Origin of the sequence: Xanthomarina sp., assembly GCF_035306605.1 — a bacterium.
GTDB lineage: Bacteria > Bacteroidota > Bacteroidia > Flavobacteriales > Flavobacteriaceae > Xanthomarina.
Genome location: NZ_DATGNR010000047.1, coordinates 107,463 through 126,815, shown reverse-complemented (window position 1 = coordinate 126,815; position 19,353 = coordinate 107,463). Strand labels below are relative to the sequence as shown.

Here is a 19,353-nt window from a genome sequence, read left to right as displayed (position 1 = left end):
TTATAATAATTGAAATAAATGTACAACTTTTAAGTTTATCGTTTTAAACTAAAATGACTTTGAAATTCTCTGCCATCTTGTAAGGTGGCTGAAAACCAATAATCGTCTGCAGGTAAAGGATGTCCATTTAAAGTTCCATCCCAACCTTCACCAAGCGGATTTATTTGTTTTACTAGTTTTCCATACCTATCATAAATACGAATCATGGTGTTTGGTTGGAATACATTGGATACTCCTTTTATGTTCCAAGTGTCGTTATAACCATCTCCATTAGGTGTGAATAATTTAGGGAAACCAATTATAGATACATCTTGAGTTACAATGCCACAATCATTTTTAATGTCTCGCACAGAAACCGTATAAATACCTCCATAAACATTGTAGAAAGTGTTGTCTGTTTGATAGGTATAATATAAACCGTTTTGATTGTAAAGCGCAAATTCATAATCACCTTCTCCAGAAACTAGAACAGTTATAGTATTGTTATCTGTAACGTCTTCAACAATAATATCGTTAAAAGTAGCCGTGTTTGAAGGTTCTACTGTAATACTTCTTGATTTAATACAGCCAGCAGCATTTGTAGCAGTAACCGTATATGTGCCTATTTCATTAACAAGAATAGTTTCAGTTGTTTCTCCATTAGACCAAACGTAGGTGTAATTGTTAGGTGAGTCGTTTAAAATTCCAGCTTCTAATTGAATAGTTTGTGGAAAGGTATTTAAACAATATAGAACACTTTCGCTCTCTTTTAGGGAAGGCAGTTTGTTCACTGTTAAATAAACTTCACTAATGCCATAACAAGCATTGTTGTTTTCTGCTCTTGCATAAAGTGTTTGGTTATATTCAATTGTGTTGGTGTAAGAAGAATTCAATTCGTTTTGTTCTAATAAGGCATCTTGATAGCTTTCATAAAAAGTTATGGGATAGGTTATTCCATTAATGGATTGCATATCAGTTTCAAAATCATCTAGATTAAAAGTGTTAATACCATCTTCAGAGCCTAATTCGTCACAAGATGGTGGGGCTTGATAATCTAAAAGTTGGGTGGTGCTTACCTCTAGGTACAGCTCGGCAATATTAAAACATCTAGTTGTGTTGTCAATAACTTGGACATATATCGTTTGTGGATTGGATATATTATTATAACTATTCGCATTTAAAGGGTTGTTACTGTTCTGAGCGTCTAGATTATTTAAATAAAATTCAGTTGAAAGATTAGCGTTTCCGCCAGTTAAGTCGTCGTTAGCTTCGTTTAGATTAAAAAAGGTCCAACCATCGTTTATGCCATCTTCGTCACATTGAATGAGGGTGGCATTAAAAGGTGTTGGTAATGGATTAACTATGATGTCGAATGATGTGGTGTCAAAACAATTTGGGTTTAAATTGTTTTCAATTCTAACAAATATAGTTTGCGTAAAAGGTGTTGCGTTATAGTACGGCTCTGGAAGTTCCGTTGTTTTGTTTTCGGCATCTATTAACGTTGGGTGGTACGTTATAGTGTAAGCAGTTGCATCCTGGTTTCCTAAAACAATGGAATCGAAATCGTGAAGTAGCGTTTCAACTTGTCCATTAGTATAATCGCCATCTACATCATTATCGCATACTTCTTGTGTGTTAACGGAGTTTGCAGTTGGGCTATTAAAGACTTCAATAAAAAAAGAAGTAACGTCGTAACAATTAGGGCTTCCTGTTAGGTTAACTCGGGCAAATATTTCTTTAGGATTAGTTGTATTGATGTATAATCCGGTAATTTTATTTTGGTTTAAATCGGCATCTACTTGCGATTCAAAATACTGTACGTCATAATGACTAGGATCTTGCCCTCCTAATATAGCCGCATCTTGGTTAGTGAAGTTAAATGTCCAACTATCATCATTGTTATCATCGCATATTTCTATGTTTGGAATTGGATTGGCTACAGGAGAAGTGAAATATTCAATAATGGCTTCGCCTTCTAGAAAGTCGCAACCACCATTATTTAAATCGATAATCACCTCGTAAACTCCATTTTGATTTACATCTAAAAAATGATCTGTATTTGGTATGGGATTTCCATCTAAAGTCCATGTGTAAATAGCCCCAGGAATATCGTCAGCCGTTAAAGTATATGTTTGACCATTACACAAGGGCAAATAATTATTGGCAATTGGGTTAGTATTATTATTTATAATATCTATTTTTTCAACAAAGAAAGATGAGATAAAAGGAGGTAATCCTTGTGTGGAATTATTAGTTCCTAAATTGATTGCATTGTTTTGATAGTTACATGCTTGGCCAATTTCGTTTGGGCTGTTAATAACACTTAAATATGGAAGTCCTTGGTCGTAAGTGGCTGACATGGAACGATAGATTTTTCCATTTGGCCCTAGTTGTAAGGCACTTCTATATAGGTTTTGCTGGTCTATTAATTGTTGAGTTCCAACTATATCGGTACTTGTTAAATCAAATTGTGATAGGGCTGAATAATGGTTTGCTGGATTTTGATCTCCACCTCCAAAAAAATCGTTTGAAGACGACACGTATAGTAATTCGCTATTTGGGGAAAATTCAATACCATAAGGGGTGTTATAAGCACTATTAATGTTTAATCTCTGACCATTACTAACAATTCCTGTGTCTGTGTCAAAATTAAATAAATACAACTCATTATTATTACCATTGGCGCAAGCTAATTTTTCGCCATTTGGAGATAATTTTAAATAACCACGTACATTGGACATGGTTATATTTGTGAATGTAGAAGTTATAGCCGTACTATTAACTCCTGTAGTTGTAACTTCAAATGCGTGAAAAGTGTTTAAAGGAGAGATTGAAGATCCAGTTGGATTAGATAAGCTAACAACCCAAATCGACTGAGATTGACAATCTTTTAAAACAGCAGTTACTTTTTCAGAACTTTTATTTAATAAATTAATGTTTTTTTGAACAATTCCTCCCAAACCTCCTGCTAGAGTAATGTCAACAACAGAATAATGTAAACCAGTTAGAGTTTGGTTGGATCCAACCGTAAAAATATAATAAATATTAGGGTCGTTTGGTTTTGGGACAACTATCGCTGATTGCGAACTAGAAGAATCACCTAATAAACCAGAACCATTTAGCATTACATTATGTAAGCGGTTATAAACAGTGGTCCCATCGGTATAAAAAAGTAGGTTTCCAGAATTATCGGAAATGGATGAGCAACCTTCTACTGTATTTAATTGCCCGTCGTTTAAAACAGTAATAGAGCCATCTCCTCCAAATTGAATTCCGGCATTTTCACCAAAATACCAGTTAGAGGCTTCTTGCTGAGAATAAACGCATAAAAAATTTATGAAAATAATGTAAAAAAGGAGATTCTTCATTAAGCTAAGTATAGTTGACAAAGGTATTATAAATCTCGCTTTTTTAATAATCTATAGGACAAAAAGATGCATAAAGCTGTCCAGCCTAATACAATGGCTATTTCATACCAATGCACTCCATAGTCGTACATTAAATCGCCTTTTTCAGGAAATTTTGCCATCATAACCCTTTGAAATGGTTGATCAATAAGGTTATACATAGACTTTAACGGAAAGAAAGCTTGTATTTTACTAGCAAGATCCATATTTACTTGCCAGGAAATGATTCCAAAAGCAATCCATTCTAAAATATATAAAATGAATAAAAAAGCTAAAGCAAAGGCAGAACGTTTCACTAACATCCCGAAAAATAAACACAGACTAAAAAATCCTACAAGTTTTACAAAATAGGCTAATAAGAAGTTGGTTTCCCTAACAATAATGGCGGCTTCTGTATAACTAGAATAATATAAACCTATAAAAAAGGAAGCTAGGGTAATTAATAAAGTAGCAACTAAGGAAAAGAAAATAATGGTATAAAATTTAGAGAGAATAAATTCCTTTTTGCTTAAGCCGTCTATTAGATTTTGCTTCAAGGTTTTGTTGCTGTATTCGTTTCCAATCATACTTACAACCACAATGGCAAAGAAAAATTTGAATTGTGAAGCAAAAAACGTTGTTATGTGCCAAATAATAGGAAAATTAAAAATCCCCAATTCGCCTAATTCTAAAGTAAAAAAACCAAAGAAATTTATTTTTATAGATGAAAGTATCAGTACAGTAAATGGTAATACAAATGAAACAAATATCAACACTTTGCTGGTTCTACTTAAAAGCAGTTTTTGTAATTCTAGATTTAAAAGTCTTAACATGAAGTTGGTTTTTTACTAGTATAAAATCAGTGTAAATAGATTGAATTATAACTTATTGGTTAGTTGTAAGAATTGATCCTCTAGGCTTTCTTTACGTTTTACTAAATGAGATAATACAATTCCTTTTTCAAACATAAGTTTGTTAAAGGTTACTGCATCCATTGGTTTATTTAAAAACGCTGTGATTAGTTGATTCTCTACCTTTATAGTTCCAAAATCGGGACTTGAATTTAAATAAGTTAATAGTTCCTCATGGTTTTCACACTTCAATTCAAAAAATCCGAAACTTGAAATCATTTCATCAACGCGTCCAGAATATAGTTTTACACCTTTGTTTAAAACCACTACATGCGAACATACTTTTTCAACTTCATCTAATAAATGCGAAGCTAAAAGTATGGTTGTACCTTGGTTGGCAATGTTTTTAATTATTTCTCTAATTTGATGTATGCCTTGAGGATCCAAACCATTTGTAGGCTCGTCTAAAATTAAAATTTCAGGATCGTTTAGTAAGGCAGAAGCAATAGCTAGACGCTGTTTCATACCTAAAGAATAGGTGCTAAATCTATGGTCTTTTCTATCCAATAAATTTACGACTTCTAGCTTTTCTTCTATTTTAGAATAATCTACGTCTTTTATTTTGCAAACCAACTTCAGGTTTTGAGCAGCTGTCATGTAAGGATAGAAATTTGGACGCTCAATAATTGCTCCGACTCGTTTTAGTGCTTCATGGGTGGAAACAGTTCCGTTAAACCACTTGAAATCTCCAGATGTTTTATTTACTACGTTTAAAACAATACCTAATGTGGTAGACTTTCCACTTCCGTTAGGTCCAAGAATACCATAAACATTTCCTTTGTTTATAGTAAATGACAAGTCTTTGACGGCTGTTAGAAAACCATATTTCTTTGTTAGATTGTTAATTGTAAGAATAGGTTCCAAATTGTTGGGTTTTGATGGTTTAAAGAAACGGTTTTTGATTTAATATGTGTCTATACGACGAGAGTATTTTAAAATTGTTACATTGATAAAAATAAAAACTTAAATTTGAAGAATTCGTTTTCTATGGAAGATCTAAAGATATCAAAAAAAAAGCCATCTTATCCGGTAAGTGATAAATTACATCAATACCTTTCTGAGTATAATAGAAATATAAGGTTACCTGTTTTTTATGACGATTTGTTACGATTTCAGGGGTCTGTAGTTGTTTACGATAAACACGAAGTAGATACCTTGTGGGTGCGCGTTTATTATAATGAATTTGAAGGAAAGGAAATAGATTTAAGCTTGAAGAAGGTCTATACCATTTTGCATTCCGATGGAAATGAGAAAACAATTCCCTTTTTAACTGTAGATGCTATTGACTATTGTACTTTTGGAAATTCGAAACCATTTCGTGTAAAAGTTAGAAATATACTAAACGACAATTACACATATTTTTACATTAAAAAAGCCGATGCTTCTCGGATTTATGGATTGGAATTGGAACATATGCTATCTCCATATAACTTAAATTTTCTAGTACATAAAGATACTTTAATTGAAGAGCATGTTGCAGGAATTCCTGGTGATGAGTTTATAAAATCCATGTTGCCAAACTGTAACCCTATGGAGAAATCGCAAATAGCTAAAGAGTTTGTTAAATTTAACGAACGTTGTACCATTAGGTTACTTGGAGATATGCGGTCTTATAATTATGTAATTGTTCCAACTCACGATTTTGATCATGTTGTCTATAAAATTCGTGCCATAGATTTCGATCAACAATGTTATGAAGGCAAGTTTAATATATATAAACCACAGTTTTTTAAGGAAAATTATGAAATGGTAAAGTTGGTTACTGAGAAGTTTCAAGCGGAATCTATAGATCAATACAAGCTAGAGGAGCGTTCCATTATGGCTAAACGATTAATTAGTTATCAAGATAGAATCCATCATTTAATAGGATGTATGGTTGAGGATGTTATTTCTAAACCAGAAAATGTAAAACAATTGCGTTCTGAAATTTTTGAATTTGCTTCTGATATTAATTTTAAGACCTGTGAAACTATGGGCGATATTTTAAAATATGCCTTAGATTTTGTAAAACGTAATTACGAGGATGTTAATATGAGGAATTTCTACTAAAAAAAATGACTTGTAATTTGTTAAGATAGTGTGTTGAAAATCACACAATCTACTTAACAAAATACAAGTCTATATTAGGTTCGCTTGTGAAAGATTAATTCCAGTTCTCGTCAAAATTTAGATTGTCGTAGTCGTCTAAATCATAATCATCATCAAACTCATCATTATAATCTTCAAAATCTTCTGCCTCAAAGGTTTTTTCTGGTGCTGCATCTGGAATTTGGCCATGAACAAACATTAAATTAGGGTAATCTGTACCCTGAGCTTCTTCAACAATTTCAGCTAATTCCACTAAAAAAGTCCACATACTTAAAAAGTCGTAGATATAAATCAATCGGGTTTTGTCTTCGTTAGTTACTTCATTAATAGGAGTGTTTCCCATTAATTTTACTTCATTAGATGCTTCACTTAAATCAAATAAAGAAATTTCTTCACCTTGATTCCACTCATCATCGCTTAAATAAAACGAAGCCATTTCAGTACCATCAAATCCAAAAGATTGTGTAATACTGTTGTGTAAATCTTCTAAAGTATCTGTTTCACGAATTTCAATGTCTCTAAATATATCACCTTCTGAGTCGTGGTCTAGTATAATTCTAAATCTGTAAATCATTTTTTTGTTTTAAGAATATGCAAAGATATAATTTATGTTTAAGCTATTGCAGTTTTGTCCTGACTTCTACGACTACTTTCTAATACAATATAGAATTGAATTCCAATTAAGACTGTTGCTATAACAAGGTGTAAAGTTTGTGTTGAAAAAGGGAAATCTAGGTAGTACATGGCCATACCAGTTACAATTTCTAGCGCTATACAAACCAATACCCAATCTAATTTAGTGTAGCCCAAATGTTGTTTTTTGTTTTTATAGTAAAGCCAAACATTAACAGCTAATACAAGAATAGAAAGTGTTCTGTGTATGTAGAAATCTAATGTAGGATTGTCTAACCACATGGATTTTATATAGCCAATAGCTTTCACTTGTTCATCAACATGTTGGCGAACTTGTGTGCCTAAAACAATTTGAACTAAAGTTAAAAGCGTTGCAAAAATGAGGATATTTTTAAAAACTGGGTCAAATTTCACTAATTTGAATTTCTCTTTAGAAATAAAAATTAGATATAAAATGACGGCAACAATTACTAATGCCATAACCATATGAATAGTGATTTTGAATGGAGCTAAGTTTGAGTCAACAACCGTTTTTCCTAACCAAGCTTGAAATCCCATGGCAACTACGGTGAAAATAGATAGTAATAAATATCGTTTTCTATCCTTCCAAAGCCATATTGACATTATGGTAAATATTAATATAGGAATTCCAGAAAGTGCTCCCGAAAGTCTGTTGATATACTCTACCCAAGTGTGAACCGGATTAAAGGTAGCGTAATCGTGAGCGGTATATTTATTCCAATGTGATAAATCAAGTGATTCTCCCGAAGTAAAATCTTCCTTTGCAACCTGAAGTGTTTCGTCTACAATAATTACCACTCCTTTTTTATACTCGTGGTTTGGTTTAAATTGTAATTCAGAAAGTTCAGTTGGTGGGATGTAGTATCCAAAACATTTTGGCCAATCTGGACAGCCCATTCCAGAACCTGTCATACGAACTACAGCTCCCGCAATGATAACTAGATAAACTAGTACCAATCCTATTTTTACTGTTTGTCTAAATTTTACTTTCATTTTGTAATGGTTGGAGTTAAGCCTAAAGCTTTTCCTTTTTTTAGCATTAATTGAAAAGCAGCTTCATATTCATTAGGAATCTCTCCTTCTAAAATGGCTTCTTTAATAGTTTCTTTTATGATACCAATTTCTCTTGAAGGTTTTATATTGAAGGCTTTCATAATTTCCTCACCTGTAACTGGAGGTTGAAAATTTCTAACATGATCTCGCTCTTCAACTTCTTCGATTCTCTGACGAACTATTTTAAAGTTGTTATGATATTTTTTAAACTTTTTAGGGTTCTTGGTTGTAATATCAGCTTCGCAAAGAGTCATTAAATCTTCTATATGTTTACCAGCGTCGAAAACCAATCTTCTAACAGCTGAATCTGTTGCCATATCTTCAGCAATTACAATCGGTCTTGAACTCATGAGAACCATTTTTTGGACAAATTTCATTTTGTCATTTAAGGGCATTTTTAAACGCTTAAATAAATGATATACCATTTTAGATCCCTTAAATTCATGTGCATGAAAGGTCCATCCAATTTTTTTATCAAACCTCTTGGTTGGTGCTTTTCCAATATCATGTAGTAAAGCGGCCCAGCGCAACCATAGGTTGTCTGTGGTTTTACAAATATTATCGACTACTTCTAAGGTATGATAAAAGTTATCTTTATGTCTTTGACCTTCTATTTCGTCAATACCTTTTAATGCGGTTAATTCAGGTAAAATATATTCTAATAAACCAGTTTTATCTAGCAGTAAAAATCCTATGGAAGGCTGTTTGCTTTCTATGATTTTATTTAATTCTACTACAATACGTTCTTTGGTTATTATTTTTATGCGCTCTTTGTTTTTAGAAATAGCCTTTAGTGATGCATCTTCAATTTGAAAATTTAATTGAGTAGCAAACCGTATGGCTCGCATCATGCGCAATGGGTCGTCACTATATGTGATATCTGGGTTTAAAGGAGTGCGAATAACACCTTTTTTTAAATCTTGAATGCCATTAAAAGGATCAAGTAATTCTCCAAACTTATCTTCAGTTACGGCTATTGCCAAAGCATTTATAGTAAAATCGCGACGATTTTGATCATCTTCAAGAGTTCCATTTTCAACTACAGGGTTTCTGCTGTCTTCATTATAGCTTTCTTTTCGAGCTCCAACAAATTCAATTTCAATATCTTCAAAACGCAACATGGCAGTTCCGTAGGTTTTAAAAACTTGAACTTTGGGTTTATTAGGTAAATTTTTAGCTACTTGTTTTGCTAACTCAATTCCAGACCCAACAGCTACGATGTCAATATCTTTTGCCGAACCTCGTTGTAGGAGGTAATCGCGTACAAAGCCACCAATAACATAAGCATCAAGTTGAAGTTCTTTTGCAGACTTTGAAATAATCTTAAAGATTGGATGGGTTAAGGCTTGTTTGTGATTCATTGGTTAAATTCCAGTGTCCAAATTTCAACTAATTTTAAACTGAATTAAGTTATTGAAAATTGAAGTTTTATGGTCGTATAACTTGTACTTTTCCATCTTTACTTAATTTAATAATTGCTGATGGTTTAGTACCTAATTTTTCGTCAGGCAAATTTACAACATAGTCCACACCTTTTAAAATGTCTTCATGTATTTCTTTAAAGGATTTTGGAGTGGGTTGTCCAGAAATATTTGCTGAGGTTGATACAATGGCTCCGTTGAATTTTCGTAGTAACTGAAAACAAAAGTCGTTATCCGGAATTCTAATACCAATGGAATTGTCTTTAGCAATTAAATTTTGTGCTAAATTTTGAGGGTCATCGTAGATAATAGTAATAGGGGTATTCTCGATATCCATGATGTCATAAGCGGCATCTGGAATGTTTTTAATGTATTTTTTTAGCATTCTATCGTCTGCAACCAAACAAATTAGAGCTTTACTGTCGCTTCTTTGTTTGAGCTTAAATATTTTATCAACAGCCTCAGCATTTGTTGCATCGCAACCAATTCCCCAAACTGTATCTGTAGGGTAAAGTATTACTCCGCCTTGCTTAAGCGTTTCAACGGCTTTTTTTATTTCTTGCTGTGCATTCATAGTACAAAAATAATAATTGTGTAGTAATAGTAAAGCCTTTATCTTTGACAATTAAGATAATTAATCGGAACCCTCCATGATTCATGTAACGAAGACCTTTTTGCCAGATCAAAAAGAATATAATGCGATATTAAAAAAAGCATGGGATACATCTTGGATAACTAATCGAGGAGATTTAGTTAAGGAACTAGAAAACCAAATTAAAGAAAAGTATCATATTGACCATATAATAGCTACTACCAATGGGACTTTACCATTGCAATTAGCCATTAAAGGATTAGGGTTGAGAGGTGAAATAATCACTACCCCGTTTAGTTATATTGCAACAGCCTCTAGTATTGTTTGGGAAAATTGTAAGCCTGTTTTTGTTGATATAGATAGTGAAACTTATAATATAGATGCTACTAAGATAGAAGCTGCAATTACAGAAGATACCAAAGCCATTATTGCAACCCATGTTTTTGGTAATCCCTGTGACGTAGAAGCTATTGAGGGTATTGCAAATAAACACGGACTAAAAACTATTTATGATGCTGCTCATGCTTTTGGTGTGGAGCATAAGGGAAAATCTATATTTAGCTACGGTGACATAAGTACCTGTAGTTTTCATGCAACCAAAATATTTCATACAGGTGAAGGAGGAGCGCTTTTTACTAATAATGAAACGCTTCATGAACACATGTATCACCTTCATAACTTTGGACATAACGGGCCAGAAGCTTTTCACGGTTTAGGAATAAACGCTAAAATGAGTGAGCTTCAAGGTGCCATGGGTTTAACTATTTTGCCATATATTGATCAAATCATAGAGAAAAGAAAAGCTGCCTATGCACATTATAAAGAGCTTTTAAAGAATACCTCTTTAGGTTTTCAAAAAATATTAGAAAACACCAAGTATAATTATTCCTATATTCCTGTGTTGTTTGAAAATGAAGCGCAATTATTACGGGTTATAGAAGGTTTGAATCATGCTAATATTTTTCCTAGAAGGTATTTTTATCCTGCTTTAAATACGGTTAACTACTTGCAGGGCCAGGAAATGCCAATTGCAGAATCTATTTCTAAAAGAATACTATGTTTACCTTTGTTTTATGATTTAACCAAAGAACAAATAGATACCATAAGTACCATTGTTAAAGAAAAATTAAGCTGATGCAAAAAGACTTGTATTTAATAGGGGTTGGTAATTATACAGAAGTTATAATAGAACTTGCTTTGGATTGTGGTTTTAATATAAAAGGCTTATATCATTATAATAATGATCGAGTAGGAGAGTCGGTAATGGGTTTTCCTATTATTGGTTGTACAGAAGACTTATACACCACAGAAATTAAAGGGAAAAACTTTACGGTAACTATGGGGAACAACAAACTGCGAAACGAAATTGCTTCAAAACTTAGAAGTTTTGGAGGAATTACCCCTAATTTAATTCACCCAAGAGCTTTTATTAGTCCTTCCGCAGTTTTAGGTCAAGGTTGCTTTATTCATTTAAACGCAAAAATTAGCACCAACTGCAAACTAGGAAATGATTGTGTTATAGACTTTAATAGTTTGGTAGCGCATCATGCAACTTTAGGAGATGCTTGTTATATGTCTTCTATGGCTATGGTTGGCTCATATTGTAGCTTAGGAAAACGAGTTTTACTAGGAATGAACGCCTTAGTAATTCCTTTAAAATTAAGTATTGGCGACGATTGTATAATTGGATCAAAATCGAATGTCACCAAATCTTTTCCAGAAAAATGTGTGCTTGTTGGTAATCCGGCAAGGAAAATAAAAGAGGTTAATTAAATGAAGCCCTTACTAAGTATTTGTTGTACCACTTTTAATCATGAAAAGTTTTTAGAAAAGACTTTAGAAGGGTTTCTTGCTCAACAAACTAATTTTTCCTTCGAAATTGTTATTCATGACGATGCTTCAACAGATAGAACTGTTGAAATAATACAAGAGTATGCAAAAAAAGATAGTAGGATAGTTTCTATACTTCAAACTGAAAATCAATATTCCCAAAACATTAAAATTTGGCCTAATTATTTATTTCCAAAAGCACAAGGTAAGTACATTGCTTTATGTGAAGGAGATGATTATTGGACTGATCCCTTAAAGCTTCAAAAGCAAGTGGATTTTTTAGAGGTTAATCCTGATTATGTAATATCATGGACGAACTATCAAATTTTTAACGGAAAAAGTTATTCTTCTAATAATTTTAATCATCAAGAAGCGAATACTACTATTGATTACGATAATCTTTTTTCGCCATATTGCACCTTAACTTTAACAACTGTATTTAAAAAAGAGGCTTTAAATTTAGAATTATTAAAATCACTAAAACACTCTAAAGACAATTCTCTTTATATTCTAGTTTTACAGAACGGAAAAGGAGTTTTTATGGACTTTGAATCGGCAGTTTATCGAGTGCATGAGGCCGGAGTATATTCCTTACAATCTAATTTCTTTAAAAATTACTCATCTTATATAAACCTTAAGGAGGTTACAGATGTGGCGCCAGAGTCCAAATCTAGGAATATGAACAAAGTACTCAAGTCGTTAGAAGAGGCAACTGCAACAGAAGTTTTAAAACTAAAATATACAGGTGAAAAACTTAGTGAAGTTCAGGTAGATTTTATAGCTACTTATTTGAAATCGGCAGACTTTAAAACAAAGATTAAATACTATAAAAAGCTCTTTAAGTATAAATTCTTAAAATAGACATTTAAAATAGAGTGCTATAGCGTCTAATGTTGAGATTTTAGAATAATAACCAGATTCTTCCTTAATGTATTTATAGTAAGCCTGGTTGTTTTCTTTGCAATTTCTAATGCTTCTTATGATTGTCTTATCAATATGCGAAATAAATAAATCTTGCTTGTAAATATTTTTTTCAGCGTTTAGTTGGATAAGTTTTTTGGAAGCTTCAATGGTGTTTTTAATTTCCTTTTTAGAAAGTCCTTTTTTAATACTAACGGCATTTAAGTAGAACTCCATATGCTCGTCATTCATAGGGATCCCGATATGGTTTAATTGTTTTTTTTTGATGATAACTTCAGCTTTTCGTAAGTTTTCAACTTTCTTTTGGCTAATATTATTCGGGTGCCACCTGTAGAGTAATAAGGATTCTGGAATATTATAAAACTTAGTTTTGAAAGTTAACTGACTCCAAAGTCCATAATCTTCAGCAGGAACATATTCGTTTTCAAAGCGCAATCCTTCTAGATGCGATTTTTTTAACATTACCGTTGGATTTCCTATACAGCAGTTATTCAGCATCTGAATTTTAATACTTTCGTGGTCTACCTCGTGTCTTACTTTTTTGTTTTTTTTATCTCCAAAAAAAGTAAACCAAGTGCCACAAACACCATATTCATTATTGTCTTTTAAAAATGCAATTTGTTTTTCAAATCTTGTAGGAAGCGCAATATCATCAGCATCAAGTAGAGCAATATATTCCGTTTCAGCAAGCGCCATACCTTCGTTCCTTAAATTTGCAGGACCAACATTTGTCACTTTTGTAACTACTTCAACTCTAGAATCTTTTTGTTTGTATTCTTCTAGAATTTTAGAGGTTTTATCTTTAGAATTATCATCTAAAATTAAAAGTTTAAAATTTGAAAAAGTCTGATTTAGAACGCTATCAATAGCTTCCGACAAAAAACTTTCTCCATTATAAACTGGCATAATAACAGTTAATTCAGGCATTTTTAAGACAATTTAAGTGACAAAAGTAGTTATTTATAAGGCATAAACTATATTTGTAAAAAATAATCCGCAATTATCGATGAAAAAAATTCACTTAGGTTTTTTACTTTCTTATGATTATGATAAACTAAAAAAATCCATTCCACCTGTTTATAAGGAAGCGGATGCTATTTTTATTGCTATGGATCATAAGAGCAGAACGTGGTCCGGAGAAACCTTTGAAGTGGATCCGGCCTTTTTTGAATGGTTGGAAGCTTTTGATGTGGATAATAAGATTCAATTGTATAAAGATGATTTCTACGATGCGAATTTAATTGCCATTGAAAATGAAAATCGAGAAAGGCACATGTTGTCGCTTAAAATGGGTATTGGAAATTGGTTAATACAAATTGATAGTGATGAATATTTCGTAGATTTTGCCAACTATGTAAAAGACTTAAGACGCTTTGATAGTTATTTGGATAATCCTGAAAAAAAGAACATTCAAATTGCTGCCTATTTAATTAATTTATATAAGTATACCGATAATGGTGTGTTATTTATTAAAGAGCCAACACGCGGAATTATTGCCTCCAATTACCCGAATTATAAAGTGGGTAGAAATACCCGAAAGCGTATTGTTTACACGCAAAATATTCTACTGCATGAAAGTATTGCTCGGGATGAGGCGGAACTGGTATTAAAATTAGATAATTGGGGACATAACATTGAAGTTCAGGATAAAGAAGCTTTTTTAGAAAAATGGCGGACCACCAATAAATCCAACTATAAAGAACGTGAAAACTTCTTCTATATTGAGCCTGAAAAATGGAAACATTTGGAGTTTTGTGAAGGGAATACCATTGAAGAAATTAGAAAAAATATCAATTTAGAAGGGATTATGCCGTCCAAATTTTTTATAGCTAAAAAGAATTTTGGTCAATATTTCAAACACTTATTTAAGTAGACTTTCGTAAACTTTTAAATACTGTTTAGCGGTTTCATCCCAAGAATAGGAATTGGCATGTAGCTGTAGCTTTTCCTTGTATTCTGTTGGGTTTTCATTGTAGGTGGACATACCATGTTTGAGTATGTCAGCCATATATTTAGGTTCAAAATGTTCCCAGTAAAATGCATGTTTACCACCAACTTCTGGAAGCGAACTTTTATCTGATAAAAATACAGGTTTACCGTATTGCATAGCTTCAATTGGGGGAATGCCAAAGCCTTCCCGTAAAGATGGAAAGCAAAACGCATAACAGTTTTTTAAATAATAGGCTTTGTCCTCTTCACTAATTTTTCCTGTTAGAAATACGCGATTTCCAAGTTTTAAATCTTCAACTAATTTCATGATTTCTTTGGCGTAATCTGTGGTGTTTTTTCCGGAAATTATCAAACTCAATTCGGGAAGATGGGCAAGCATATCTACTAATGTGTGAAAGTTTTTTTTTTCTAAAAGTTCACCTATTGTAAATAGAAAATGGCCTTTTGGAAGTAATTCGGGATTATGGTTTTTAGCTAACTCAAAAGGTTTTGAGCTACCATTGTAAATAACATATTCAGGAACATTTGGAACTTTAAAATACTTGTGCGTCATGCTTTTAGCGTATTCTGAAATGTATGTAATAGCATGACTTCGCTTTAGTTTAGCATTGAAAAGTGCGACGCGTTTGTTTAAGTCCTTTCCTGATAATTCTTCCATGAAATTGACATCATGAACTGTTAATACATACGGTATGTTTTTATAAGGTTCTACTTTGGTATTTTGATTTAAGGAATGCCATAAATCGTATGGTTTTTTAATTCGGAATAGTTTTTTTCGCTGTAAGGAATTGTATTTTTTATATAAAAAGGTACTACCAAATTCAGCTTCTAGCTTTTCAGGATGTCTACTAATTAGCGTGATGTGTAAATCCAATGCTTTTAAAATAGCCTGATTCTTATAAAACCCTTTAATAAGATGGTAGTTAAACTGACCAAATCCGAAGAAGAGATTATCAATATTATGAGATTCTAAACAAATTGTAGGCATACTAAAAACTTTTGTGCAAATTATTAAAAATGAAAACGAACTGCTAATTTAATTCCGAATAAAAATAAAATAAATATTGTAATATTGTAGCATGAATTATACAGTGCATAAGGCGTTTCAGAAGGATAAGCAACAGCTTACATCTTACATTGAAAATTATGAAACGGCTGGTGAAAATTTTGGTAATCAGGATCGGAATTCTCTCAAATTATACGACTTAAACGGTTTAACTATAAATGTAAAGTCCTTTAAAATCCCTAATATTATTAACCAAATAGCGTATCGTTTTTTTAGAAAAAGTAAAGCTCAACGTTCTTATGAATACGCAAACCGACTTTTAAAATTAGGAATTGGTACACCGCAACCTATTGCTTTTTATGAATATAAAACGCCTTTGTTATTTAAGAAAAGCTACTATATCAGTGCCCATTTAGCTTACGATTTAACGTATAGAGAACTGACTTACGATTTTGATATTCCGAATTATGAAGCTATTCTTCGAGCCTTTACAAGGTTTACTTTCGAACTGCATGAAGCAGGGGTGAACTTTTTAGATCATTCTCCAGGAAACACCTTGATTCAATTGAATGACGGAGATTATAAATTTTATTTGGTGGATTTAAACCGCATGGAGTTTGGAGATTTAGATTTTGAAACTCGTATTAAAAACTTCTCGAGATTAACAATTCATAAGTCTATGGTGGAAATTATGAGTGATGAATATGCTAAATTGGGCAGGTATGATTATCAGAAAGTTTTCAATCTAATGTGGGGAGAAACAGAGGCTTTTCAAGAGCGTTTTCATAGAAAACGACGTATAAAAAAGAAACTGAAATTATGGAAAACTGATAAGTAATTTTTATTTGTTTTGATATAACTCTCTCAGTTTAGAATACTTTAAGAAAGTGATATTAGCAGTCTGAACACATATAACAAAGCCATTGAAACCATCTAAAAAACCAAGTCTTAAAAAGTAGGATTTAAAAAAGGCCCAAGTAGGATTAAAAATAATTTTAAAGAGCGGTGCCTTTTTTCCTTTTTCAAAATAGGCCTTTGCAGCAATAGTTGAAAAGTGTTCGGTTTTTTGGTTGAATTCAGAATAAGTCTGATAGGTGAGGTGTAGTATATCGCCTTTTAAATAGCCTGTTTTTGAAACTGAGTCATATAGTTGAACATTGTCATGAGGGTTTGTGCCTTGCCATTCTGCTTTTCGTCTATCAAAAACTCTAAGCTTTTTATTCGGATACCAATCGGAATGCTTTATCCATTGCCCACAGAAATTATTAAATCGATTGGCGTAGTAACCATCAAATTTCCAATTAGATTTTACTTCGATTATCGATTTTTGAAGGGTTTCAGATAAGGCTTCATCGCCATCTAATGAAACAACATGATCATAACTGGCTTGTGATAAAGCAAAATTCTTTTGTTCTATATATCCTAAGAAATTCTGTTCAATAAATTTCACATTAAATTTTTGACAAATAGCTTTTGTGTTATCCGATGAATAAGAATCTACCACTATAATTTCATCTACAACATCAATTAAAGATCGCAAACAGTTTTCTATGTTTCGTTCTTCATTAAAAGTAATAATGACTCCAGATAGTTTTAGCATTTTTATAATTTCTCAAGCGTAAATATAGTATTTTTGTGTTATGCAATCTAATCTTCAAGCCTCAGTAATAATTAGTACTTATAATCAACCAAAATGGTTGGAGTTGGTACTTTATAGTTATGGTCTTCAGTCGAGACGTGATTTTGAGATTGTTGTTGCAGATGATGGATCAGATGTTAGAACTAAAGTTGTTATAGATAGATTTGCTTCAGAATGTAAATTAAAAGTTATTCACGTTTGGCAAGAAGATGATGGCTTTCAGAAAACTAAAATATTGAATAAAGCTATTGTTGCTTCAAATACAGATTATCTTATTTTTACGGATGGCGATTGTATAGCTCGTAAAGATTTTGTTGAAACTCACCTTAATTTAAGACAAAAGAATTGTGCTCTTTCTGGCGGTTATTTTAAATTGGATGCTGGAGTTTCTAATATAGTTTCAAAAGAAGTTATCAATAAGCAAGATTGTTTCGATAAGGAATGGCTTTTATCACAGGGACAAACAAAAAGTTTTAAGTTTAATAAACTCACCAAATCAAAAACTAAAGCTAAGCTGTTAAACATCTTAACGCCAACTAAGGCAACCTTTGATGGGATGAATGTGTCCTGTTATAAGAAAGATATACTAGCTGTAAATGGATTTGATGAACGCATGCAATATGGAGCAGAAGATAGAGAAGTAGGAGAGCGCATGATGAATAATGGTGTCAAGTTTTTACAAATTCGATATAGTGCGATTTGCGTTCATTTATACCATGAAAGACCATATAAAAATGAGGAAATTCTTCAAAAGAATAATGCTATTAGAAAAGAAACTAGACGATTAAAATCTAAGTATACCGATTTCGGAATTGATAAAATAAATTAGAAATTTATATTTTTATTAAAAAAGCATCTAATTTCTGCTGAAATAATTCAGGGGTAAATTTCTTATAAAGTTTCATCGCTTGTGGCTTCATTTCCTTTTCGGTCTTTCCACTATATAGTTCCGGCTTATAATCTTTTAAATGTACCGATTCATTTATGGTTTCTTCTTCAAAAATATTCCAAGTATCTTTGTCAATCCAAGTCGAAAATATGGTAAAGGTTTTTATGTTCAATGCTTTAGCCATATTTACAGCGCCTCCTTCATTTCCTATTAAAGCATGACAATGTGCAGTAAGATTTAGAAAATCACGGAGACTTTTACCAAAAAGGTGCATATAAATATGAGCTTGTGTTTCTGCCTTACAAAGGTTGAAAATTGCTTTAGCTTCCTTTTCCTGCTTCGGAATATAATTAAACAAAATCTGTGCTTCTGTTGTTGCAACAATTTGATCGATAACCTTTGCCATATAGGCAAACGGATAAGTTTTGTTTTCACCACTACCTAAAACACTAATCATTATTAGTGGCATTTTTAAGTTGATTCCGTTGGTAGTTAAAAACTGCTTACTGGTTTCTAATTCTTCCGAAGTTAAATAAATTTTAGGCTTTGCAGACGCAATAGTTATATCTAAAGGTTTTAATAACTGAAGTCGGTTTACAATGGCTAAACCACAATTTTCATCGGTTTTCGTGGCGCGTTTAATATTATGCGTGTATATAAAAGATGAATAGGATTTGTAATAAGAAATTTTAGTTTTAGCAGCAGAAAAAAGTGTGATCAGGTTACTGGATAGTTTTGAATACACATCAATCACCACATCATATTGTTGCTTTTTAATCTTTTTAGCAAATTTTAAGAGGGCAAGTTTGCTGCTTTCTTCTTCATTTGTAAACAGGACTAAGTTATCAATATTCGGGTTGTTTTCAATAACCGGAACCGTATGTGAATTAACTAGATAATCTAACTGTGCATTGGGATATTTCGCTCTTAAAGCCTCAAATAATATGCTGCTTGTAAGAACATCGCCAATCATTTTTTGTTGAATCACTAGTATTTTCATGCAGATAAATTAAAAGCCTTTGTTGTTAAAAGTG

18 protein-coding genes are annotated in these 19,353 nt (G+C 32.3%); 7 read left to right on the top strand and 11 right to left on the bottom strand.

The genetic code is table 11. The features are described 5' to 3' along the window. Positions 1-35: 35 nt before the first annotated feature. Genes VKY41_RS07540 through VKY41_RS07530 form a run of 3 tightly spaced genes read right to left on the bottom strand, consistent with a single transcriptional unit; the run spans position 36 to position 5,140 of the window. The gene (locus VKY41_RS07540; protein ID WP_500813827.1) at positions 36-3,347 is read right to left on the bottom strand and encodes a T9SS type B sorting domain-containing protein; all 3,312 of its coding nucleotides are present in this window, start codon (positions 3,345-3,347) and stop codon (positions 36-38) included. Positions 3,348-3,373: 26 nt separating this feature from the next. Further along, positions 3,374-4,198 (bottom strand): ABC transporter permease, encoded by an 825-nt coding sequence (locus VKY41_RS07535; protein ID WP_500813826.1) that lies wholly within the window; start codon positions 4,196-4,198, stop codon positions 3,374-3,376. A gap of 45 nt (positions 4,199-4,243) precedes the next feature. Next, positions 4,244-5,140 carry an ABC transporter ATP-binding protein gene (locus VKY41_RS07530; protein WP_500813825.1) on the bottom strand — a complete coding sequence of 299 codons (897 nt, stop codon included), beginning with the start codon at positions 5,138-5,140 and terminating at the stop codon, positions 4,244-4,246. 123 nt (positions 5,141-5,263) lie between these two features. Between VKY41_RS07530 and VKY41_RS07525 the strand changes: the two genes are divergently transcribed. Then, on the top strand, positions 5,264-6,325 hold the full coding sequence (locus tag VKY41_RS07525; RefSeq protein ID WP_500813824.1) for a hypothetical protein: 1,062 nt from the start codon (positions 5,264-5,266) through the stop codon (positions 6,323-6,325). Between the two features lie 94 nt (positions 6,326-6,419). Here the strand turns inward: VKY41_RS07525 and VKY41_RS07520 are convergent, their stop codons facing one another. The 4 genes from VKY41_RS07520 to VKY41_RS07505 form a co-directional block, all read right to left on the bottom strand. After that, a complete protein-coding gene (locus tag VKY41_RS07520) occupies positions 6,420-6,938 on the bottom strand; it encodes an IS1096 element passenger TnpR family protein (RefSeq protein ID WP_500813823.1) in 519 nt (172 codons plus the stop codon). Positions 6,939-6,976: 38 nt separating this feature from the next. Further along, positions 6,977-8,011, bottom strand: a complete 1,035-nt coding sequence (locus VKY41_RS07515; protein WP_500813822.1) for a COX15/CtaA family protein — start codon at positions 8,009-8,011, stop codon at positions 6,977-6,979. Further along, positions 8,008-9,432 (bottom strand): CCA tRNA nucleotidyltransferase, encoded by a 1,425-nt coding sequence (locus VKY41_RS07510; RefSeq protein WP_500813821.1) that lies wholly within the window; start codon positions 9,430-9,432, stop codon positions 8,008-8,010. Before VKY41_RS07510 ends, VKY41_RS07515 begins: the two co-directional genes overlap by 4 nt. A 67-nt stretch (positions 9,433-9,499) precedes the next feature. Beyond that, the gene (locus tag VKY41_RS07505; RefSeq protein WP_500813820.1) at positions 9,500-10,066 is read right to left on the bottom strand and encodes an L-threonylcarbamoyladenylate synthase; all 567 of its coding nucleotides are present in this window, start codon (positions 10,064-10,066) and stop codon (positions 9,500-9,502) included. A gap of 76 nt (positions 10,067-10,142) precedes the next feature. Between VKY41_RS07505 and VKY41_RS07500 the strand changes: the two genes are divergently transcribed. Genes VKY41_RS07500 through VKY41_RS07490 form a run of 3 tightly spaced genes read left to right on the top strand, consistent with a single transcriptional unit; the run spans position 10,143 to position 12,775 of the window. Further along, positions 10,143-11,219, top strand: a complete 1,077-nt coding sequence (locus tag VKY41_RS07500; RefSeq protein ID WP_500813819.1) for a DegT/DnrJ/EryC1/StrS family aminotransferase — start codon at positions 10,143-10,145, stop codon at positions 11,217-11,219. Continuing rightward, positions 11,219-11,857 carry a NeuD/PglB/VioB family sugar acetyltransferase gene (locus tag VKY41_RS07495; protein ID WP_500813818.1) on the top strand — a complete coding sequence of 213 codons (639 nt, stop codon included), beginning with the start codon at positions 11,219-11,221 and terminating at the stop codon, positions 11,855-11,857. The genes VKY41_RS07500 and VKY41_RS07495 overlap by 1 nt, the downstream gene beginning before the upstream one ends. Next, complete coding sequence (locus VKY41_RS07490) at positions 11,858-12,775, top strand: glycosyltransferase family 2 protein (RefSeq protein WP_500813817.1); 918 nt, start codon at positions 11,858-11,860, stop codon at positions 12,773-12,775. It begins immediately after the preceding gene. On the opposite strand, the gene VKY41_RS07485 is transcribed toward VKY41_RS07490, so the two are convergent. Next, complete coding sequence (locus VKY41_RS07485; protein WP_500813816.1) at positions 12,767-13,762, bottom strand: glycosyltransferase family 2 protein; 996 nt, start codon at positions 13,760-13,762, stop codon at positions 12,767-12,769. The genes VKY41_RS07490 and VKY41_RS07485 overlap by 9 nt on opposite strands. Before the next feature lie 79 nt (positions 13,763-13,841). Between VKY41_RS07485 and VKY41_RS07480 the strand changes: the two genes are divergently transcribed. After that, entirely contained in the window at positions 13,842-14,708 is an 867-nt protein-coding gene (locus VKY41_RS07480) for a hypothetical protein (RefSeq protein ID WP_500813815.1), read from the top strand. Here VKY41_RS07480 and VKY41_RS07475 read toward each other — a convergent pair. Continuing rightward, a complete protein-coding gene (locus VKY41_RS07475) occupies positions 14,697-15,773 on the bottom strand; it encodes a glycosyltransferase family 4 protein (protein ID WP_500813814.1) in 1,077 nt (358 codons plus the stop codon). The genes VKY41_RS07480 and VKY41_RS07475 overlap by 12 nt on opposite strands. 91 nt (positions 15,774-15,864) lie before the next feature. On the opposite strand from VKY41_RS07475, the gene VKY41_RS07470 reads away from it, so the two are divergent. Beyond that, entirely contained in the window at positions 15,865-16,629 is a 765-nt protein-coding gene (locus VKY41_RS07470; RefSeq protein ID WP_500813813.1) for a lipopolysaccharide kinase InaA family protein, read from the top strand. 3 nt (positions 16,630-16,632) lie between these two features. Here the strand turns inward: VKY41_RS07470 and VKY41_RS07465 are convergent, their stop codons facing one another. Beyond that, positions 16,633-17,391: a glycosyltransferase family 2 protein gene (locus VKY41_RS07465; protein ID WP_500813812.1), complete on the bottom strand. Its 759-nt coding sequence runs from the start codon at positions 17,389-17,391 to the stop codon at positions 16,633-16,635. A gap of 40 nt (positions 17,392-17,431) precedes the next feature. Between VKY41_RS07465 and VKY41_RS07460 the strand changes: the two genes are divergently transcribed. Next, positions 17,432-18,259: a glycosyltransferase family 2 protein gene (locus VKY41_RS07460; protein WP_500813811.1), complete on the top strand. Its 828-nt coding sequence runs from the start codon at positions 17,432-17,434 to the stop codon at positions 18,257-18,259. Between the two features lie 4 nt (positions 18,260-18,263). Here the strand turns inward: VKY41_RS07460 and VKY41_RS07455 are convergent, their stop codons facing one another. Continuing rightward, positions 18,264-19,319 (bottom strand): glycosyltransferase family 9 protein, encoded by a 1,056-nt coding sequence (locus VKY41_RS07455; protein ID WP_500813810.1) that lies wholly within the window; start codon positions 19,317-19,319, stop codon positions 18,264-18,266. Between the last annotated feature and the right edge of the window lie 34 nt (positions 19,320-19,353).